The 18,916-nt window shown below is 45.3% G+C and carries 17 protein-coding genes; 2 read left to right on the top strand and 15 right to left on the bottom strand.

Annotated features, from left to right (window positions below):
- Positions 1-75 precede the first annotated feature (75 nt).
- The gene (locus EIM92_RS21820) at positions 76-621 is read left to right on the top strand and encodes a hypothetical protein (protein WP_125084643.1); all 546 of its coding nucleotides are present in this window, start codon (positions 76-78) and stop codon (positions 619-621) included.
- A gap of 532 nt (positions 622-1,153) precedes the next feature.
- Here the strand turns inward: EIM92_RS21820 and EIM92_RS24405 are convergent.
- Both EIM92_RS24405 and EIM92_RS24410 read right to left on the bottom strand, forming a co-directional pair.
- The gene (locus tag EIM92_RS24405; RefSeq protein WP_246021115.1) at positions 1,154-1,543 is read right to left on the bottom strand and encodes a DUF6612 family protein; all 390 of its coding nucleotides are present in this window, start codon (positions 1,541-1,543) and stop codon (positions 1,154-1,156) included.
- Positions 1,473-2,021, bottom strand: coding sequence for a DUF6612 family protein (locus EIM92_RS24410; protein ID WP_246021116.1), 549 nt, complete (start codon positions 2,019-2,021; stop codon positions 1,473-1,475). Before EIM92_RS24410 ends, EIM92_RS24405 begins: the two co-directional genes overlap by 71 nt.
- Positions 2,022-2,242: 221 nt before the next feature.
- On the opposite strand from EIM92_RS24410, the gene EIM92_RS21830 reads away from it, so the two are divergent.
- Positions 2,243-2,848, top strand: coding sequence for an SLOG family protein (locus EIM92_RS21830; RefSeq protein ID WP_125084644.1), 606 nt, complete (start codon positions 2,243-2,245; stop codon positions 2,846-2,848).
- A gap of 415 nt (positions 2,849-3,263) precedes the next feature.
- On the opposite strand, the gene EIM92_RS21835 is transcribed toward EIM92_RS21830, so the two are convergent.
- The 13 genes from EIM92_RS21835 to EIM92_RS21895 all read right to left on the bottom strand — a co-directional run bounded on the left by EIM92_RS21835 (position 3,264) and on the right by EIM92_RS21895 (position 18,581).
- On the bottom strand, positions 3,264-3,764 hold the full coding sequence (locus EIM92_RS21835; RefSeq protein WP_125084645.1) for a CYTH domain-containing protein: 501 nt from the start codon (positions 3,762-3,764) through the stop codon (positions 3,264-3,266).
- Positions 3,765-3,965: 201 nt separating this feature from the next.
- Positions 3,966-4,565, bottom strand: a complete 600-nt coding sequence (locus EIM92_RS21840) for a response regulator transcription factor (protein WP_125084646.1) — start codon at positions 4,563-4,565, stop codon at positions 3,966-3,968.
- Positions 4,562-5,698: a sensor histidine kinase gene (locus EIM92_RS21845; protein WP_125084647.1), complete on the bottom strand. Its 1,137-nt coding sequence runs from the start codon at positions 5,696-5,698 to the stop codon at positions 4,562-4,564. The genes EIM92_RS21840 and EIM92_RS21845 overlap by 4 nt, the downstream gene beginning before the upstream one ends.
- 113 nt (positions 5,699-5,811) lie before the next feature.
- Positions 5,812-6,939: a Delta(5) desaturase DesA gene (desA, locus tag EIM92_RS21850; protein WP_246021118.1), complete on the bottom strand. Its 1,128-nt coding sequence runs from the start codon at positions 6,937-6,939 to the stop codon at positions 5,812-5,814.
- 289 nt (positions 6,940-7,228) lie between these two features.
- Positions 7,229-8,398: an aminotransferase class I/II-fold pyridoxal phosphate-dependent enzyme gene (locus EIM92_RS21855; protein ID WP_125084648.1), complete on the bottom strand. Its 1,170-nt coding sequence runs from the start codon at positions 8,396-8,398 to the stop codon at positions 7,229-7,231.
- Between the two features lie 157 nt (positions 8,399-8,555).
- A complete protein-coding gene (locus tag EIM92_RS21860; RefSeq protein WP_125085315.1) occupies positions 8,556-10,004 on the bottom strand; it encodes an aminotransferase-like domain-containing protein in 1,449 nt (482 codons plus the stop codon).
- A gap of 230 nt (positions 10,005-10,234) precedes the next feature.
- Positions 10,235-11,227 (bottom strand): putative RNA methyltransferase, encoded by a 993-nt coding sequence (locus EIM92_RS21865; RefSeq protein WP_164515177.1) that lies wholly within the window; start codon positions 11,225-11,227, stop codon positions 10,235-10,237.
- A gap of 268 nt (positions 11,228-11,495) precedes the next feature.
- On the bottom strand, positions 11,496-13,370 hold the full coding sequence (gene htpG, locus EIM92_RS21870) for a molecular chaperone HtpG (protein WP_125084650.1): 1,875 nt from the start codon (positions 13,368-13,370) through the stop codon (positions 11,496-11,498).
- A 328-nt stretch (positions 13,371-13,698) separates the two neighbouring features.
- Complete coding sequence (locus EIM92_RS21875) at positions 13,699-13,968, bottom strand: NifU N-terminal domain-containing protein (RefSeq protein ID WP_125084651.1); 270 nt, start codon at positions 13,966-13,968, stop codon at positions 13,699-13,701.
- Between the two features lie 280 nt (positions 13,969-14,248).
- Positions 14,249-15,280: a LacI family DNA-binding transcriptional regulator gene (locus EIM92_RS21880; RefSeq protein WP_125084652.1), complete on the bottom strand. Its 1,032-nt coding sequence runs from the start codon at positions 15,278-15,280 to the stop codon at positions 14,249-14,251.
- Positions 15,281-15,392: 112 nt separating this feature from the next.
- The gene (locus EIM92_RS21885; RefSeq protein WP_125084653.1) at positions 15,393-16,229 is read right to left on the bottom strand and encodes a carbohydrate ABC transporter permease; all 837 of its coding nucleotides are present in this window, start codon (positions 16,227-16,229) and stop codon (positions 15,393-15,395) included.
- Positions 16,229-17,071: a carbohydrate ABC transporter permease gene (locus EIM92_RS21890; RefSeq protein ID WP_125084654.1), complete on the bottom strand. Its 843-nt coding sequence runs from the start codon at positions 17,069-17,071 to the stop codon at positions 16,229-16,231. Before EIM92_RS21890 ends, EIM92_RS21885 begins: the two co-directional genes overlap by 1 nt.
- Before the next feature lie 121 nt (positions 17,072-17,192).
- Entirely contained in the window at positions 17,193-18,581 is a 1,389-nt protein-coding gene (locus EIM92_RS21895; RefSeq protein ID WP_125084655.1) for an ABC transporter substrate-binding protein, read from the bottom strand.
- Between the last annotated feature and the right edge of the window lie 335 nt (positions 18,582-18,916).

The raw sequence follows: 18,916 nt of genomic DNA on the forward strand, positions 1-18,916 counted from the left end.
CCGCAGGTAACTTTCTTATTAGATTATGATATAATCACGGCACAATGAAAATATGCGTAACTTGGGAGGCTGTACATGCTCACGTTCCAACAAAAACTTCATGTCTTTGAATCGTTCCCTCAGCTCGAGCGCAGGGATGTATCACTTGGACGCGTTAATTTCCACTATGAGGACAGCATTCATGACAAAAAAACGGTCGGTTATCATTTGCATCCAAATGGCAATGGTTTTGTTTATGTCGGGCTAATGGATCGCTCTGACGTGAACGCGAAAGGCTATGTTAATATTCGCAATTTTTCTGAAGCCCGGCTTCGCGAAATCATTCAGCAGTCCATGGACTCCTTATCGTCTCCCAACACGATCTTGGCGGCCCCCTCTGTATCAGCGCTTAGCAACGCCGAAACCGTCCGCAGAGAGTCGCCCGCCTCAGCATCTACAGTCACTGTAACGCCCAGCAAGACTGGTGAAGAGCTCTGGCATGACTCGAATGGTGATTCTCTGCTGTTGAAGCTGGAAGAAGAGGACTTATGGTACATATATGCTGGCTCCAGTATTGAAATGGTTTTTGAAACTCGTGAGGAGGCGGAGGATTATTTGCGTGAAGAAGGCTTTGTCCCTTAATCCGGATGTCTTCCTCGCCAGACTACATGATTGATTTTCCACAATTATAAAAAAACTCAAACACAGTCCTGATCTTACTGTATCGGTACTGTGTTTTTTGTGCTAAATAATTATTTGTCAATAATAATATAAATAATGTTTGATTTCTGACACATAATGTTCGATAATATGTAATATATAAGACACAATTTGTTCACAAGTCATGATTTCAGCAAAGATAAGGAGCTGATACACATGGAAAAACCAAAAACAGAGTATAAAAATGAAAGTAACGTCTTTGCTTGTTTTATCGCGTTAGGTACATTTTACACTCTTTTCTATACTACATTTACGATCCTTGCCATTCACGGGTAATCAGTCAATGCGGCGCTCCCTTCTTAAGGAGAGGCGCCATTTTTTTTTGCATCATTACTTGCCTACACTAAACACTCTCAATTCCTTTCTAAATTCGCCACACGTCTACCTAGGTTAGCACAAAAAAGACGCCGAACCCTGAGGTTCAGCGTTGGCAGTTATCTCACTTTAGCAACAATTAGCTTTGAACGGCTTTATCGATTACTTCCTGTGGAACTTTGATTTCTTGCATTTCATTCTGCTTGGAAATTATGCTCTTCATGACCATTGTCATCGCTATGGATTGACCTTCTACTTCCATGTCCATTTCCATGTGCACTTCGGCTTTCGATGGAAGATATGTTTCTTTATTAATCGCGTTGCTGATCTTGAGGTTCTTGATATTCATCATTTCCATCATAGCAGCCATTTCTTCTGCGCCGCCCACGGATTGACTCATCAAGTTTTTCGCCAGTTCTTTAAGGCCTTCTCCTGACAGGTCAGCAGACAATATGTACTCATCGCCATCTTCTAGTTTTAAATTGCTCCAATTGAGCTTCTGGATTTGCAGCTGCCTCCATTTGAGCAACCATATCTGCCATCATCTCATTTGGAAGCTTAACCCATGTACCATCTGCTAAAGTATAAATCCCATCGTTCGTAACATACTGTTCAATTTCAGTCTTGCCGGCTTCCCCCATATCCATCGTCATCACTTGATGGATGGCGATAGGGTCCTGCTGAACGTCCATAGTCATAGCAATATTAATATCTTGCTTCATTTCTTGATCGCCTTGCAAAATAGTCAGTTTCTGTTCGATATCGGCGTCCATCCTAAAGCTCTTCAAATCCTTGCTTGCTTCAGAGGATTTCGTAATAAGCTCATCTACTGTAGGGATCCCGCCTTCAGCCTGAACTGGTGGCGCCTCGTTGGCACTTGCGTTAGCGTTCGTTGGCGCTGGCGTGTTCACGTTCGCACTAGCATTGGCTGCTTCTTTTTCCTTTCCGCAAGCCGTGATGCCTACTAGTAATACTGCCCCCAACAATAATGCTGTTAATTTCTTCAAGGTGTTTTCCTCCTAATATGTGTAAGTCTCTCTAATCATATTAAGCAATTCCACCATTAATCAATAAGGCAGATAGACCCATTCTCTAACATTTACAGGATAAAACGCCTAGGATTTTAGAGCTATCTTCTTCCTCAGGTGGCTATCTTTAAGAGGATGTTCTATTATATTTATATTAGTTATTCTTTCTATATCAAGCATTATTGCTAAGGAGTATAGCAGTGAAAAACTTATTCGTTACCGGCTACCGCGCTCATGAGCTTGGCATATACAACAACAAACATGAAGGAATCCCCTATATACAGCAAGCCATTCGGAACAGGCTTATCCCTCTTCTGGAAGATGGATTAGAGTGGATAATTACTCCTGGGCAATTTGGCGTTGACCTCTGGGCGTGCGAAACCGCCCTCTCGCTCAAAGCACAATATCCACAGTTGAAATGCTCTATCATTTCCGCCTTTAGCAATCCAGAAGAAAAATGGAGCGATGAGAAAAAAATCTATTACGAAGACTTGCTGCGCAACATCGATTATTATGCAGCGGTCAGCAATCAACCCTATCAGGGCAAGTGGCAATTTATAGCTAGAGATGATTTACTACTACGAAAGACGGACGGAATTCTTCTCGTCTATGACGAAGAAATGGGCGAAGGCAGTCCAAAGTTTATAAAGCAGCGAGCCCTGCGCAAACAATCGGAGGATGGATACTCAGTCATCACCATAAGCGCTGATGAAATTCAGTCCATTGCCGATGAGGAGACAGAGACCCTGTTTGATGATGTGCAAAATTTTGAATTCCTTGAATCTGAGCAGGAGCCATCAACTTAAACACATGGTCAACGGCTCTTATTAACGAGCAAACCCAATTTTGAAGTCTATGCTCTCTCAGCGAGATCAGTAGCTGGATTTATTGCTCGATTCCCTCACTATCCCTCTCACTATCCAATTTAATTGGATTTCGTGTATTTATCTGTCCACGATCAGCCATATTGAGAAGACAGATGTATTTCTTGTATTTAAAAACATAAAATTTACCTATTTGCTTTCTTTCTTCGCGATTAATGACACGAAATCCAGTTAAATTTACCCTCCAGGCAAAACGGCATATTTTAAATACCAAAAATCCATTATGCTATCGCCCAGACGGCCATGGAGGTGTGACTGACTAACTCACAAAAAGCCGTCACCAAACCACTCGCCCAGTAAAACAGCCAATTACTGAATTGCAGTAGGCCAGAATAGCTCACACGGTGCGCTCCTGCAGCTCTTTCCATACTTTCTTATTGCTATATTCCTTATTCGTGCTAATGTCCAAACCGAACCAGACCGGCGGAATGAACTGGGTTGCTTCCTCTTCAGATGAGAACTCAACCTCCAGCACCATTAGATCAATTTGATCATATAGGTCGATCTCAATGATTCGTCCGCTCCAATCGGCCGTTACCCGATTCTTCGTTAGTGGAACTGATTGGTGTATCCTAGTGATCTGCTCATATATTTCTTTTGAAATTTCGTACTCTATTTCTTCCCGAAGCAAACCATGCCCCTTCTTAAAGGTATGGGTATATGTAATCTCCTCCGTAGCCAAGTCCCTGATCCTACGCACGCGCAGCTCCTGATCCCCAGCGAGCGCTAAATAGGTCTGTTCGATTCGATGCTCCGATTTCAGTTGCAGCTGCCCTTCCTCGATCAAGGCTTGGGGAATCTCCCGGAGCAGAAACTTACGTTCGATTTCTAATGACATTTGTTAAATTATCTCCTTCCTTAGGATGACATCTCTCGATCCTATAAGCATAACTTTTACAATTCACAACTAATACCTATAGCCGGCTGCTTATTGCTACAGCCCGCGGATTACCTCCTTAGCTGCAGAGCCTGCAGCCTACAACTTGCAGCCTACAGCTGCTACAACCAACAGCACACAGCTACAGTTACAACTTACAAGTTACTTAAACCACCCCTTCTCTTTAAATCGGGTGATGGCTTCGATTCGATTACTTACTCCCAGCTTATCTAGGATAACGGAAATATAATTGCGAACTGTCCCCGTAGTAATAAACAATTCACTAGCAATTTCCTTCGTGTTTTTCCCGTCCGCGACGAGTCCTAGCACTTCCTTCTCGCGCTCAGTTAAAGGGTTCTCTTCCCCATAGGCCTCATCGACCAGTTCTGAGGCGTATATTCTCCGCCCCGCCATAATACTGCGAATGGAGGTCGCTAATTCCTCACTGGGACTATCCTTCAGCAAATATCCGCTTGCCCCGGCTTTGATTGCCCGTTCGAAATAACCGGAGCGAGCGAAGGTGGTTAGAATCATCACTTTGCAACCAGAGCCCTTAAGCTCCTCCGCCGCATCCAGACCGCTCTTCACAGGCATTTCAATATCCATAATGCAAATATCTGGTTTATGCTGATGAACAAGCCGGACAGCATCCTCTCCATTACTGGCTCTGCCGACAACCGTCATATCTTCCTCCAAATCAAGGATCGAAGCTAGAGCTCCGAGCAGCATGCGCTGATCTTCGGCGATAACAATTCGGATCATATCGGTGTCTCCTCTACGGGTTGTTTTAGTGAACTAGGAACTTTAATCGTCAGCATCGTCCCTCCACTTGAGGTGATTTCCATGCTCCCATTTACAAATTCAAGCCGCTCCTTCATCCCGCGCAGACCATTTCCCTTGGTATAAAACGAGTTTACGGGTACGCCTACCCCATTATCCTGTATTGTAACAATTAATTCACCGCGGGACGGTCTAATTATAATAGAGCAGGCTGTAGCGCTGCTATGCTTGACGATATTCGTCACAGCTTCCTTGAGGCACATGCCAAGTACATTCTCATTCATCAATGAAATGTCCAGTTGTTCAGGATCCCCTTCCAAGGTGAACTCAATCTGGGCAGCCTTCAATATTTGCCTAATTCGAAATATCTCATCCTGTAATCTCGTTCCCCTCATCTGGGTAACTAACTCACGTACTTCCTTCAATGCCACTCTGGCCGTTTGACGCACATCATCAATTTCAGTCCGCGCTCGAGAAGGATTCTCTTCAATCAATCGACCTGCAAGATCACTCTTTAAACCGATTAACGATAGCTTTTGACCAAGCGTATCATGTAAATCCCGAGCAATCCGTTGACGCTCCTCCAGCTTTACCAGCTCGGAAATTCGCTTATTCGCATCCTCCAACTGTCCCTGCAAACGATCACTCTTATTGCGGTTATACGTCGTAACTGGAAGCAAAATAACGCCGATCAAGCTGACCAGAACGAACGGAAGCTGCGTAATGAACCATGAGGTTTTCGTTACAAATCCCCAATTTATCGTCACCACTGTCGTGACTAGATGAACCGTATACAACGTAATAAAGCCTACCTTATTCTTAATATTTCCTATAAAGAACGCCAAAAACAAAGAGAAATAAACATAGCCGAACAACAGCGTCATCGTGATGGAAATGGCGATCTGCAAGCTAGTCCAGAAATACACCTTCCAGCCCTTAGACACAAACGACAGAACATAACAAGCAAAGAAAGCAACGATTAACAAGCTTCCAAACACCATCTGGTAAGGCGCGGAAGATCTGAATATAAAGTAAAAGGGCAAAATATAGAAAACAACCCAGATGTATGGGCTTAGCCCGGTATTTCTTTGAAAAATCTGATACCATTTCTGCATCGTTCCCACCACCCATTGTCAAGACTACTAGATTGTTTTCGATACCTCAATTATGTAGTTAGTATAAACAAACAACAAGCCCATTACCATCAAAGTAAAGGGCTTGGTCTCCATTATTTTGCTTGGACACTTGGCAACGAGCTAGGGCTTTGACTTGACCTTGAGCTCGAATTCGTGCTCAAACTCGAACCTACGCTTAATCCCGGTTTTTTTGCAAATTCAGCAACCTTGCCGCCACTAGACTTGCACTGCTCCTTAAGCTCCTTAAAGGAAATAAATGTCTTGTTCCGCTCATCCCATAGTCGAAAGCGCAGCGATCGGAGACTCGTTCTGATCGTAATCGTCGTTGCTTTCTGCAGCGGTGGCGTAGCCTCATGGGCCTTTTCCAAATTATAGTTCGGCACCTTCGGGCTTAAATGATGAACATGATGAAACCCGATGTTGCCAGTAATCCATTGCAATAGTTTAGGCAGCTTATAATAAGAGCTTCCTTCAACCGCCGCATTCACATATTCCCATTCTTCGTCATGCTCGAAATAAGAATGCTCGAATTGATGCTGAACATAGAACAACCAAATGCCGAGCATACCGGAAATAAAGAAAATCGGAAGCTGTACCAGCAGGAAGGCTTGCCAGCCGATCGCCCATATCAATAACGTATATAAGCCGACCAGAGCTACATTGGTCACGTAAGTGCTGATTCTTTCTTTTCTCCGAGCGCCCTTGCGATTAAATCGATAAGCTACGAGAAAAATATAAATCGGACCGATAACGAGCATCATGAACGGATTGCGATACATCCGATAGATAAACTTCGTCCAGGTCGAGGCAGCCATATACTCATCAATCGTAAGCAGCCACATATCTCCAACTCCGCGCTTATCGAGATTGCTGCTCGTTGCGTGATGGATCGAGTGGGTATTTTTCCATTGCTGGTAAGGACAAAGCGTGAGAACGCCCGTAATCGTCCCCAGGATTTCATTGGCCAGCCGACTTTTAAAAAAAGCCTGATGACAGCAGTCATGAAATATAATAAAGGTTCTAACCAGAAAACCACCCGCAAGAATGGCGATCGGAAGGGTCAACCAATAGGATATCGATAAGCTCAGATAAGCGCCGTACCATAATAGCACGAGGGGCAGCAAGGTATTGAACAGCTGACGGACACTTGATTTCGTATCAATCTCCTCGTAAGGAGCTACGTTTTTCTTCAAATCTGACAGAAGGCTGGACTTGTTCATCAATAATTTTCCTCCCCGGGCCTGACGCACCTATTTTTAGCCGGAATGACTGGAACGTCGAGTTCAGTGATATATTTCAATTATAAAAAATACGCCCCTGATCAGACAGATACATCCGTCAGCACTTGTATATGATAAATGTCATATATCATTCCCGATTGTTTCCAATAATTCACCTTTCAATTGGCAATACATACAGGACATAACAAATTTTCAGCTAAAAAAGGACAAGGACAGCAACGACAAGTACAACAACGCCCGCCTTCCGGCGAGCGTTGTTAATAATGCTTTACGAGGACTGCCTAAGAGGCAATCTCATCAATTTTTCGATTCGCTGCAAAGCTTCCTGCAGCTGCGGCAGCCCTGCAGCATAAGAGCAGCGTATGTGGCCTTCTCCTCCTGCACCGAACACATGACCGGGCACAGCGGCTACCCCCGCCTCTTTCAACAAGCGTAGTGCGAACTCCTCCGAGCTAAGTCCAGTGTGGGCAATCGACGGGAATACATAGAAGGCTCCCTCCGGTTCATGACATGGCAGGCCTACATCCTGCAAAGCCGAGACCAGCCATTGTCTGCGCTGATTGTATGACTCGATCATCAGATGCATATCGCTTAATCCGCTCCGCAGCGACGCTATCGCTGCCACTTGTCCCAACACCGGTGCGCACATCGCCGTGTATTGATGGATCTTCAGCATGGCAGCGATCAGCTCGTTATTTCCGCACACATAACCGACTCGCCAGCCCGTCATGGCAAACGCTTTAGAGAAGCCGCTGATGACGAGTGTCCGCTCCTTCATGCCTGGCAGTGAGGCAATGCTCGTGTGCCGTTGTCCATAGCTTAGCTCAGCATAGATTTCGTCCGAAATGACGATAAGATCATGGGCGATGGCTAACTCTGCAATCGGCACCAAATCCTCTCTCGTCATAAGAGCTCCTGTCGGATTGTTAGGGTAATTCAAAATTAGCACCTTAGAACGAGGGGTCAAATGACGTCTGAGCTCCCAAGCCCGAAGCTTAAACTGCTCCCGCGCAGAGGTCTGCACCTCTACCACCTTTCCGCCATGCAGCTGAGCTAAGGGAGTATAAGCTATATAACTGGGCGTCGGAACCAATACTTCGTCCCCTTGCTTTAGAATCGTGCGCAACGCCAAGTCCACAGCTTCACTACTGCCAACGGTAACAAACATTTCAGTGGCAGGATCATAGCTCAACTGAAACCTTGCGTGCAGATAGCATGCAATTTCCTCGCGCAATTCCACAAGCCCAGCATTAGGAGTATACCCCATGGCTCCCTGGTTCAGTGCGGTAATACAAGCCTCGACCACAGGTCTTGGCGTTACAAAATCCGGTTCTCCCACGGCCAGTGAGACGACATCCTTATCCACAGCTCCTACAAAAGCTCTGATCCCGGATGGTGGTATTTCCCGTACCAACGGATTGATCCAATCTTTGCTCATTTCAGCCACTCCCTGCCCACATTGTTGTACGTTACTGGTACTCCAGTACTCCACCATTGACTTCCTTGAGTTACGCTCTTACGGTGTTACGGTGCCTTACTGGCTCTGAACAGCCACAATGCGCGATGCGGGATCATCTCTCGATCTCATGCTTTCGCTACGTCAACAGCTCTTTGGCAGCCTCGCCGATGATTTTGATCCCAGCTTCAATATTTTCATCACTCACGCGAGAGAAGCCCAGCCGCAACGTTTCCCGTCCCGTTCCATCCGTATAAAAAATATCCCCAGGCGTAAAAATGACGCCACGCTGCTTACACAGCTCAAGCAGCCTTCTCGTGTCAAATCCTTCTGCAAAGGACACGAAAAGATGCAACCCCCCGTCTCCGGTCAGCAGGCTATAAGGCATATATGCCTCACAGCACCGTCTCGTCCATTCGTACTTCCGTTTATATTCCGCCCTGGCTCTTCGCAAATATTTATCCAGGTTCCCATTTAACAAATATTGATACAATATAGATTGATCCAGCGTTGATGTATGAATGCTGCGAGCTCTCTTCAAGCTCTCCAAGTAATAGATCAGTTCTTGATCCGCCAGCACCCAGCCTACCCGCAGGCCAGGAAACAGCACCTTCGAGAAACTGCCCAAGTAGATGACGCCATTCCCCTCACCTGCCGCTGCAATGAGCGGGGACACATGAGAGCCTGAATAACGAAGCTCTTCATTGAAACCATCCTCAATGACAGGAATCTGATAGCGGGTCATGAGCCTCATAAGCTCCAGCCTTTTCTGCGGAGACATGACGATTCCCGTAGGATTGTGATAGGAAGGAATGAAATAGGCACAATCGAAGGACTGGCGCGACAGCACCTGTTCGAGCTGTTCCAGATTAATACCATCTCGCTCCATATCAATGCCGGTCACTTCATACCCGTGCAGCCGTAAATTTTTGATGGCCGTATGATGGGTTGGATTCTCGCAAATGACGGCTCCGTTGCGCTTCGCCAGGGCGGACAGTACCAGATCCAATCCTTCTGTAAAACCGTTCGTGATGAGCAGGTCCTTGCCCGTCAAATCCACGCCTTTTTGCTCCATATATTGCTTTAATAAATCAATTAACGGCTTATAGCCTTTGGCATAACCATAATTGAGCAGAACTTCACCTTCCACGGCCATCCGGTCGAGGAACGCTCTTTTCACATTGCCCAGATCGAACAGCTTCTCATTCGGCGCAATACTCGTAAATGAAATTGTTCCTCGCTCCGCACGTATACCGTGCTTCATCAAGTCCATTTCCTCAGCCAGCAGCGCTTGGCTATTCATTCGTTCCTTCCAATTGAGCTCCAATAGGGGAGCTGTAACACTAATCGCCATCTGGGCAACGTAACTGCCTTTCCCCTTCTGGGTGTAGATCAGACCATCTTCCTCCAAACCGATATAAGCCGAGATAATCGTGTTGCGGCTAACGTTCATGAGTTCACTGAGCTCCCGGGTAGAGGGAAGTTTCTGATGAGGCTGGAGTACCCCTTTTACCATCAATCGCTTCAAATATTCCTTCACTTGAACGTAGACCGGACGACCCGCTGTTATTTTAAAATCCTGATACATATCTATCGCTCCTATCCCCATCATGGCATAGAACAACTGCTTGCAAAAGAACCACAGCCTTGCATTGTTCACCTGGTCGTGGTTCCCTTCATTTAAAAATCATGTTTCATATGATTCATACTGCGCCTCTTTCTTCCCAAATTGTACGGGCAAGCAATTCCTGAGGTCAACAAAGACAATATTTAATCGAACAAGGGAGCAGACTCATGTCTGCTCCCTCATTATTTTGACTAATTCAGCTTGTTCCTGCCTGTTAAAATATCGAAATCGAAGGTGATCGCTCTGCCCTCGATCGCTTTTGCTACCTGCTGCATTTGTACCCTGGATGCCTGCCATGCCAACGGAGTCATTTGCAGCAATTGCATCAGTGGCTCCCCATCCAGTGTTACCTCGTACTTTATCCGCTCCGTACCCTCAAGCCTAAAATGACGACGAAACAACGTTATTGTCCTGTCATTGGAATATACCCGCCGATCAGACTTCTCATACAGTGCCTGCCGTATTTCCTGCAAATATTCTTTGCCCGGGATGACTTTAATGACCGAGCCGGCAGGCGCAAGCATTCGCTGGAACTCCGCATAATTGGCCGGCGATAAAATGTTTAGAATAATATCGAAGGAGTGGTCAGCAAATGGACATTTCGCCAGATCAGCCACGCCCCACATCATTTCGGGACTTCTTTTGGCAGCTATTTTAATTCCCTCTTTGGCAAGGTCTATCCCTGTCGCGACTAACGACAAGCGGCTCCCCATCGCTTCTACCAGCTTGCGCTTCACTGCATATAGATGAGAACCTTCCCCACAGCCCGCATCCAACACCTTAACAATACAGCGTTGTCCAGCTTCATTGCTCCGCAGGAGCTTTTGCTGCTCTGTGCTTTGCTGCTCTGTGCACTGAAGCTCCGCTCTTTCGGGCTCTGCATTTTGCTGATTCGCAATTTGCTGCACCTTGCTTTGCTGTTCCAGTGCAAGCAGCACGATTGTGCTCAAGCGATCCGTAATTCCTTTAAACACCCCGGCCTCACTGATGCGGGCCCGAGATTGAAATAAGTACTTATCATATTTCTCCTTAGGAGCTTGCAGCAGGAAGTTGACATATCCCTGCTTCGCGATATCAAAACAATGGCTCTTCCTGCAAATTAGACTTCTGCCCTGTAACCTTAAGGTAGCCGCGCAAACAGGACAAATGACCATATTCTCCGGCATATTATGAAATTTTAACATGCTATCCCACCTCATCCATTCGTATTTGCTGAATGAAAAAAGGCACAGCTAAATAAGCCCGGCCATCCTCTCACAAAAAAGCCGGGTTATCCTCTGTACCTCACATTAACGCAAACGAATGAACTTAATAATCATCTGATAGCAGCCTCTTTTCCACATTCTCATGCTTGGTATGGATTACCCATACAAAATAAATTAAGGAGAAGCCTGGCAGGCTCCCCCCTATCATTCTAAACCGTACTTCTCATATTGTAAAACCGCCGCAGCATCAAACCATAATTTTGCAAATATCGTTTGTAAATTCCACTGGATCGTGTACAGGCAAACCTTCGATCAGCAGTGCCTGGTTGTACAGCAGGTTCGTGTACAGACTCAGCTTCTCCTTATCGTTCTCATGTGCCGCCTTAAGCGATTGGAACACTTCGTGGTTCATGTTAATTTCCAGCACTTTGTCGGCCTGGACGTCCTGGCCGCTTGGCATCGATTTAAGTATTTTCTCCATCTCGATTGATAGCTCGCCCTCCGTCGACAAACAGACCGGATGGGATTTAAGGCGCTTGGAGGCTTTGACGCTCTTCACTTTGCCGTTCAAAATTTCCTGCATCGCCTCGAACAGCTCCTTGTTGCTGCTCTCGTCCGCTTCCTTATCCTTCTCGTCCGGCTCGATGCCAAGGTCGCCGCTCGATACGGATTTGAATTCCTTCTCCTTGTAGTTCAGAATCATCTTAATTGCGAACTCGTCAATATCATCGGTCAGGTACAGGATTTCATAGCCTTTATCAGCTACAAGCTCTGTCTGCGGCAGCTTCTCAATCCGCTCGATCGATTCGCCAGAAGCGTAATAGATATACTTCTGATCCTCAGGCATTCTGGAAACATACTCATCCAGCGTAACCAGTTTCTTTTCTTTGGAGGAATAGAACATAAGTAGATCCTGTAAATCCTCTTTATGCATGCCATAGTCGCTGTATACACCGTATTTCAACTGGCGGCCGAAAGAGTCGTAGAACTTCTCATATTGCTCTCTTTCGTCCTTCAGCATGCTTTGCAACTGCCCTTTGATCTTGTTCTTGATATTCCGCGCAATTAGCGTCAGCTGACGGTCGTGCTGCAGCAGCTCTCTAGAGATATTGAGCGACAGATCCTCGGAATCCACCATCCCTTTGACGAATCCGAAATAATCCGGCAGCAGGTCGCCGCATTTGTCCATAATAAGCACGCCGTTGGAATAGAGCTCCAGCCCTTTTTCATATTCTTTCGTATAATAATCAAAAGGCGTCTTCTCCGGAATAAACAGGATTGCATTGTAGACGACTGCACCGTCTGCGCTAATATGAATATGCTTCAGCGGCTTGTCGAAACCGTAGCGCTTCTCGTGGTAGAAGTTCTCATAGTCCTCTGCAGTCAGCTCGCTTTTATTTTTACGCCAAATCGGCACCATACTGTTGATCGTTTGCTCTTCCTTGTATTCCTCGAACTCGTTCTCCGCGCCTTCCTTAGGACGCTGTCCTGTAACATCCATCTTAATAGGATAACGGATGAAGTCGGAGTATTTCTTGATGATGGCTCTTAGGCGGTGCTCCTCCAGGAACTCATCATATTGCTCCTCTTCCGTGTTGGCTTTGATTTTAAGGATAATGTCGGTGCCTGGCGTCGTTTTGTCGAACGGAACGATGGTATAGCCATCCGCCCCTTCGGATTCCCACTTGAAGGCTTGGTCGCTGCCGAACGGCTTGCTGATGACAGTCACCACGTCAGCTACCATGAACGCCGAATAGAAGCCCACCCCGAATTGACCGATGATGTTATGTCCGTCCTTCGCTTCATTCTCTTTCTTAAACGCCAAGGAACCGCTCTTCGCAATAACCCCGAGGTTGTTCTCCAGCTCTTCCTCTGTCATACCGATCCCGGTATCGGAAATCGTAAGTGTGCGGTTGTCTTTATCCGGAGTAATTTTAATGAAGTAATCCTCGCGGTTGAACACGAGATTATCGTCGGTCAGCGCCTTGTAATATATTTTATCGATCGCATCACTTGCATTGGATATAAGCTCTCGCAGAAAAATCTCTCGTTGCGTGTAAATGGAGTTAATCATCATTTCCAGCAATCTTTTGGATTCCGCCTGAAACTCTTTCTTTGCCATGAAAAAAACAATCTCCTTTCAAAGGTTCATTTTGAGGGGGCCTGGCTCCAACATATAGGCATGTTCGCGCCTCGATGTCCAGTTTCATTTACAATACAAGCGCTTTCCAGGCCTTCGCCTTGTTAGCACTCCAATTCACAGAGTGCTAATTCTTCCTTTTATATACCATATAGTAAATTTTAAAGTCAACTCATCTCACGTATATTTCCACCAAATTCCTATTTTCTGTTGCAAATCCTTCGCTCCGCCTTTTGACGGCAATGGATTCTATTTGTGATCATACAAAAAGAAAAGCGCCGAATTCCCTTAGGAAACGGCCGCTTTTCTACTAACCGTAAATCTTCTTGAAAACCTCTTCTGCTTCCGCTAGAATCGCATCCCAATCGGCTTCCGGCCTTTTTGTAATCGTCACGAAATTTCTCAATCCAAAAATGTTATCCACGCCTTCAATGCGAACTAGAGCGCTTGCAAGCGGATGGTCTGTCGACTCATCGCTCTTGACCGACATACTGCCAGTGCCCTCAAACAACGTCGCATTCGCATTGATCTTCACCGCGTTCGGATTCGGGGTAGCTTGAACATCAACTTCTATTGCCATTGCTGTATCACTCCTTTCCATTCCCCGCTATTGTAGCATGCTTCATGCGACTTTACGAATGCCATCATACATAAAGCCCTGTTCTCACTTAAATGGGAGACAGGGCTCTTCGCATTTCACGAAACAAGCCGGTGTGCATAGCGCAACACTGAATTTCTCTGCGTCACACGTACTGCACCCTTATCAACAACTCTACGCGGCAAGGCAGTATAGGCGTATTCGGACTGTACTTACGCTACACCATATGAAACCAGAACTCGCTACTCTAAAAGCGACAAAATTAGTTTAAGCGCTTCGTAGAGTTCCTGATAACCAGCTCACCGGGAAATGTTTTATGGGCATGAGTTATTTTCTTATCGATCAGATCAAATAATATCTTTATCGTCTCTTGAGCAATTTCCTCAGTCGGCTGCTTAATGGTCGTAATCGATGGATTATAATAGAAAGAAATATCTAGTCCGTCAAAGCCGACGACCGAATAATCCTCCGGCACTCTGCGCCCGGACTCGAATATGGCTTTGCAGGCCCCGATGGCCAGGCTGTCCGAGACGGCGTAAATCGCCGTGAATTCCTCACCGGACTGCAGCAGTTCCTTCGTTACCTCATATCCGTTCTCCATAGAGTAGCTGTCGATATCCTCCCGCATGCAACGCACCAGCCGCTCATTGAATTCAATTCCGTGGTGCTTTAAGGCCTTCCTATACCCTTCGTATCGTAATTTACCGATACTTACATCGTCCATAGGAGCCGTAATGATCGCAATCTTCCGATGCCCCTCATTGCATAAATAATCAACGATCTTATAACTCTCTTTCACGTCATCGACCGATACCGAGGAATAGTCATTGAGATCGAACTCTTCCGCCATGCCGATCGTACTTAACACGAATGGTACCGTTAACTGATCCAATTTCTCTTTGCTATGAGAGAAATACCCCCCGAGGAATACGATACCCTTTAGTCTTTTTTCCTTCTCCAGCTCGATGGCCACTTCGATTTCATCCTGCTTCTCATCAACCCGCTGCAAGATGAATGAATACTTCCTTCGTTGGGTTTCCCTCTCGAATACTTGAATCATCGGGTTGAAAAAAGGGTTGGTTATCCCCTTAATTAGCACCGCAATCGTCTTGGACACCGAGCGTTTTAAATTTCTTGCACTGTTATTCGGCACATAGTGATTCTCCTTGATGACCTTCATAATCATCGTCTTGGTCTCTTCACTAATGTCCGGATGATTATTGATCGCTCGGGAGACCGTAGTTACACCAACGCCGCACATCTTTGCAATATCTTTAATTGTAATAGAAGCCATATATAGTTCTTCCCTTACATTATAATGTAAACTACTGCACCGATACATTTCACTAGGATAGCAGTTAAAGTACTAGAAAACAAGGCAACTTTCACCGAAGATTCGTTAAGCGTCAGCCCTTAACCGCTCCTGCTACGACGCCTTCAATAATATATTTCTGACATAGCAAGTAGAATATAACAATGGGTACAATCGCAAGCACCAGCATCGCCATCATAGCTCCCATATCAATCGAGCCATACCCGCCCTTGAGATACTGGATTGCAATTGGAATCGTCTTGTATTCACTGCCGATAACCAGATCGGGCAATAGGTAGTCATTCCATACCCACATGACATTCAGGATTGCAACTGTGATTGCGATCGGTTTAAGGATCGGCAGAACCACTTTAAAGAAGGACTGTGCAGGATTACATCCGTCGATCATGACCGCCTCTTCGATCTCAATCGGAATGGACTTCACAAATCCACTGAACAGGAACACTGACAGGCCTGAACCAAAACCTAAATATATAAAGATGATACCAATCGGATTGTCAAGATTCAGTACGTTAGCCGTTTTCGTCATCGTGAACATCACCATTTGAAAAGGCACGATCATTGAGAAGACGAATATATAGTACAGCAATTGATTAAATTTCGTCTTTACTCTCGTAATATACCAAGCCGTCATCGACGTAAACAGCACAATAACGCCGACGGAGAACACTGTAATAAACAACGACATGCCGAATGCAGAAATGAAATCGGTCTTGGCAATACCACTTGTATAGTTGCTGATGCCCGAGAACGTCTGACTATTCGGAAACAAGAACGGAGTGTCGCTGATAAAGAACTTTCCTTTAAAAGAGTTCATCAATACGATCAAAATTGGTGAAATAAACGCTACTGCTAAAACGAATAAAATAAGAAATATAAGAGCGTCTGCTCCTTTATTTGTCTTTTGCATTAGCTCTCAACCTCCTTCCTTCTAGTAATAAGAAGTTGCACCAGCGCAATCATAGCGACCAGGACGAAGAACACAACCGCCTTTGCCTGACCTACGCCTTCCCAACCCGTCTTACCATAGAAGGTGTTGTAAATGTCCAATGCCAGCATCGCTGTCTGCTTCGCAGGCGCACCAGCCGTCAAAGCCAGGTTCTGGTCGAACAGCTTGAAGGAATTCGACAACGACAAGAACAAACATATCGTGATCGACGGCATAACTAGCGGCAATGTAACATTGCGCAGTACCTGGAACTTTGAAGCACCATCGATCTTCGCGACTTCGATCACGTCTTTAGGAACGTTCTGAATTCCGGCAACATAAATAATCATCATATAACCGATCAGCTGCCAGTTCATCAGCACGACGAGTCCCCAGAAACCATATTTCGGATCAGAGGTTAAGGTAAGATCAAAATTATACAGAACACCGTTAATGATCAGCTGCCAAATGTAGCCGAGCACGATCCCCCCGATTAAGTTTGGCATAAAGAATACGGTCCGGAATAGGTTCGTCCCCCTCTTGCCTCGAGTCAACAGCATGGCAAGACTAAAGGCAAACACATTAATCGTAAGTACAGATACCAAGGTGAATTTCACTGTAAACCATAATGCATTCAAAAAGTCCTGATTCGAAAACGCCTTGACGTAATTACTTAATCCTACCCACTTTGCATCATTCACAGTCGTAAACTCCGTGAAAGACAAATATACACCCAACAAGAAAGGTATGACAAAAGCGACCGAAAAGGCGATAATCGTTGGCAATGCAAAAAGGGCAAAATATTTCTTTATCGACTTTTGCATGTTTTTCTTCTCCTATCTCAGTTTTAAACCTGATGCTTCAAGTGCCGCTTAATTCCGGCCAGTGTATTGATGCCACTGAGCTGTTTCTTTCAACCCAGTGGCATCGCCTACATCCAAAAACTTATTTTGCCTTCTCAGCCTTCCAGCTGTCCGTAAAGACCTTCACAACTTCATCCCAAGCTTGGTTGCCTTGAACATATTGCAGCAGGGCATCGCCAAACTGATTTTTGAATTCCTCGCTCGGGAAGGCAGCGAACGTCCAAGGTACAGAGGTTACGTCCTTCTCCATCCAAGTCATGACTTCTCTAGCCAGCGGATCAGCCGGTTTCTCATCTTCATTAAATGTATTGAACGGCGCAATAAATCCTAGTTCTTGCGTAACATACGCTTTTCCTTTGTCGCTCGTGAACAGCCACTCCAGGAATTCGATTGAAGCCTGCTGTTTCTCAGGCGATACTTTGCTGTTAATGGAAAGATAGTTCTCAGTTCCAATAGCAAGGCCTTGTTTCTCTTCTCCACTCATACCTGTGTAAATCGGTAGGAATTTAATATCCTCGGCTTTAACTACGTTGCCGCCGACTTCATTGATTTGTCCCCAAGCCCAGTTTCCGTTCTGAACCATAGCGACTTGACCAAGCGCAAATTCAGCCATGGAGTCGGCTACGGATTTTCCACCTAGAAGCGTTCCTTTCGTAACCGAATTGTTTGTATACAAATCAAAGATATTTTTATAGTATTCGTTATATTTAAACTGTACTTCATCCGCCGCTAGACCAGCTAATACTGTATTGTCGAACTCCGTGTTATCTTTGAATTCATAATACAGCGGCAGGTTAGCCAAGTGAGTTTGCCATCTCCACTGTTCACCCGCACCGAGTGATGTGGAAGCGAATACACCTTTGATATCAAGCTGTTCCTTCTTCGCTGTCATATCCTCCACAACAGCCTTCAAGGTATCGAAGTTGTTGATTTCAGATGCCGAAGAAATTGAAACCGCTTTATCCGGCAAGGCAAAATACTTCTGCATAATCGCATCATTATAGATGATGCCATAGCCTTCCACGACGTAAGGAATACCGTAAACTCCATCTTCGCTCGTTACAGCAAGGCTAGGGTCGGATAAGTAGCTGTAAAGCTTTGTATCTTTCAGATCCAACGCATAATCTTTCCAAGCTTGATAGCCTACAGGACCGTTAATTTGAAAAATCGTCGGTGCATCCTTTTTGGATATTTCCGATTTCAATTTCGTCTCATAAGTTCCGCTTGCAGCAGTAACCACTTTGACCTTAACTCCTGTTTCCGCTTCATAATCTTTAGCAATCTTCTCATAAACTTCAGCAATCTCAGGTTTAAAGTTCAAGAAATAAATCTCTTTAGCTCCACCATCTGTGCCTTCGCCTTTACCACCGTTATCGCCGGTTGCCGATTCATTGCTCTTTCCACATGCCGCCAGCACTGTAACCAAGGTGAGTACAAGCATAATTCCTAACATTTTCTTAAGCTTGCTCATTGTATAGCCCCCGCTTTCTTTTATGAGATATCACTTGTCCTGAAAACCTTATGCAATAACAATGATAGCGTTTTCGGGAACGTTTCCGAAAACGTAATCGGAATCCTTATCGGTAACGTTTTCAGTGACAAGGCTATAGTAGCACACGAAGCCTAAACTTCGCAATCCCATTTGTCGTATTCCAAAAAAATTACTATGGTATTTTTTTACTTCATTAAAGAATTGATTGAAATCTGTGCCCCTGTAAACAGGGCTGTCCATAGATCCACAGCCCTGTTTTATATACGAACACTTTTACGAACACTTTACTGTATTTATCATTTTCAGTTCGGCTG

This window comes from Paenibacillus lentus (assembly GCF_003931855.1).
In the GTDB taxonomy this organism is placed as follows: domain Bacteria; phylum Bacillota; class Bacilli; order Paenibacillales; family Paenibacillaceae; genus Fontibacillus; species Fontibacillus lentus.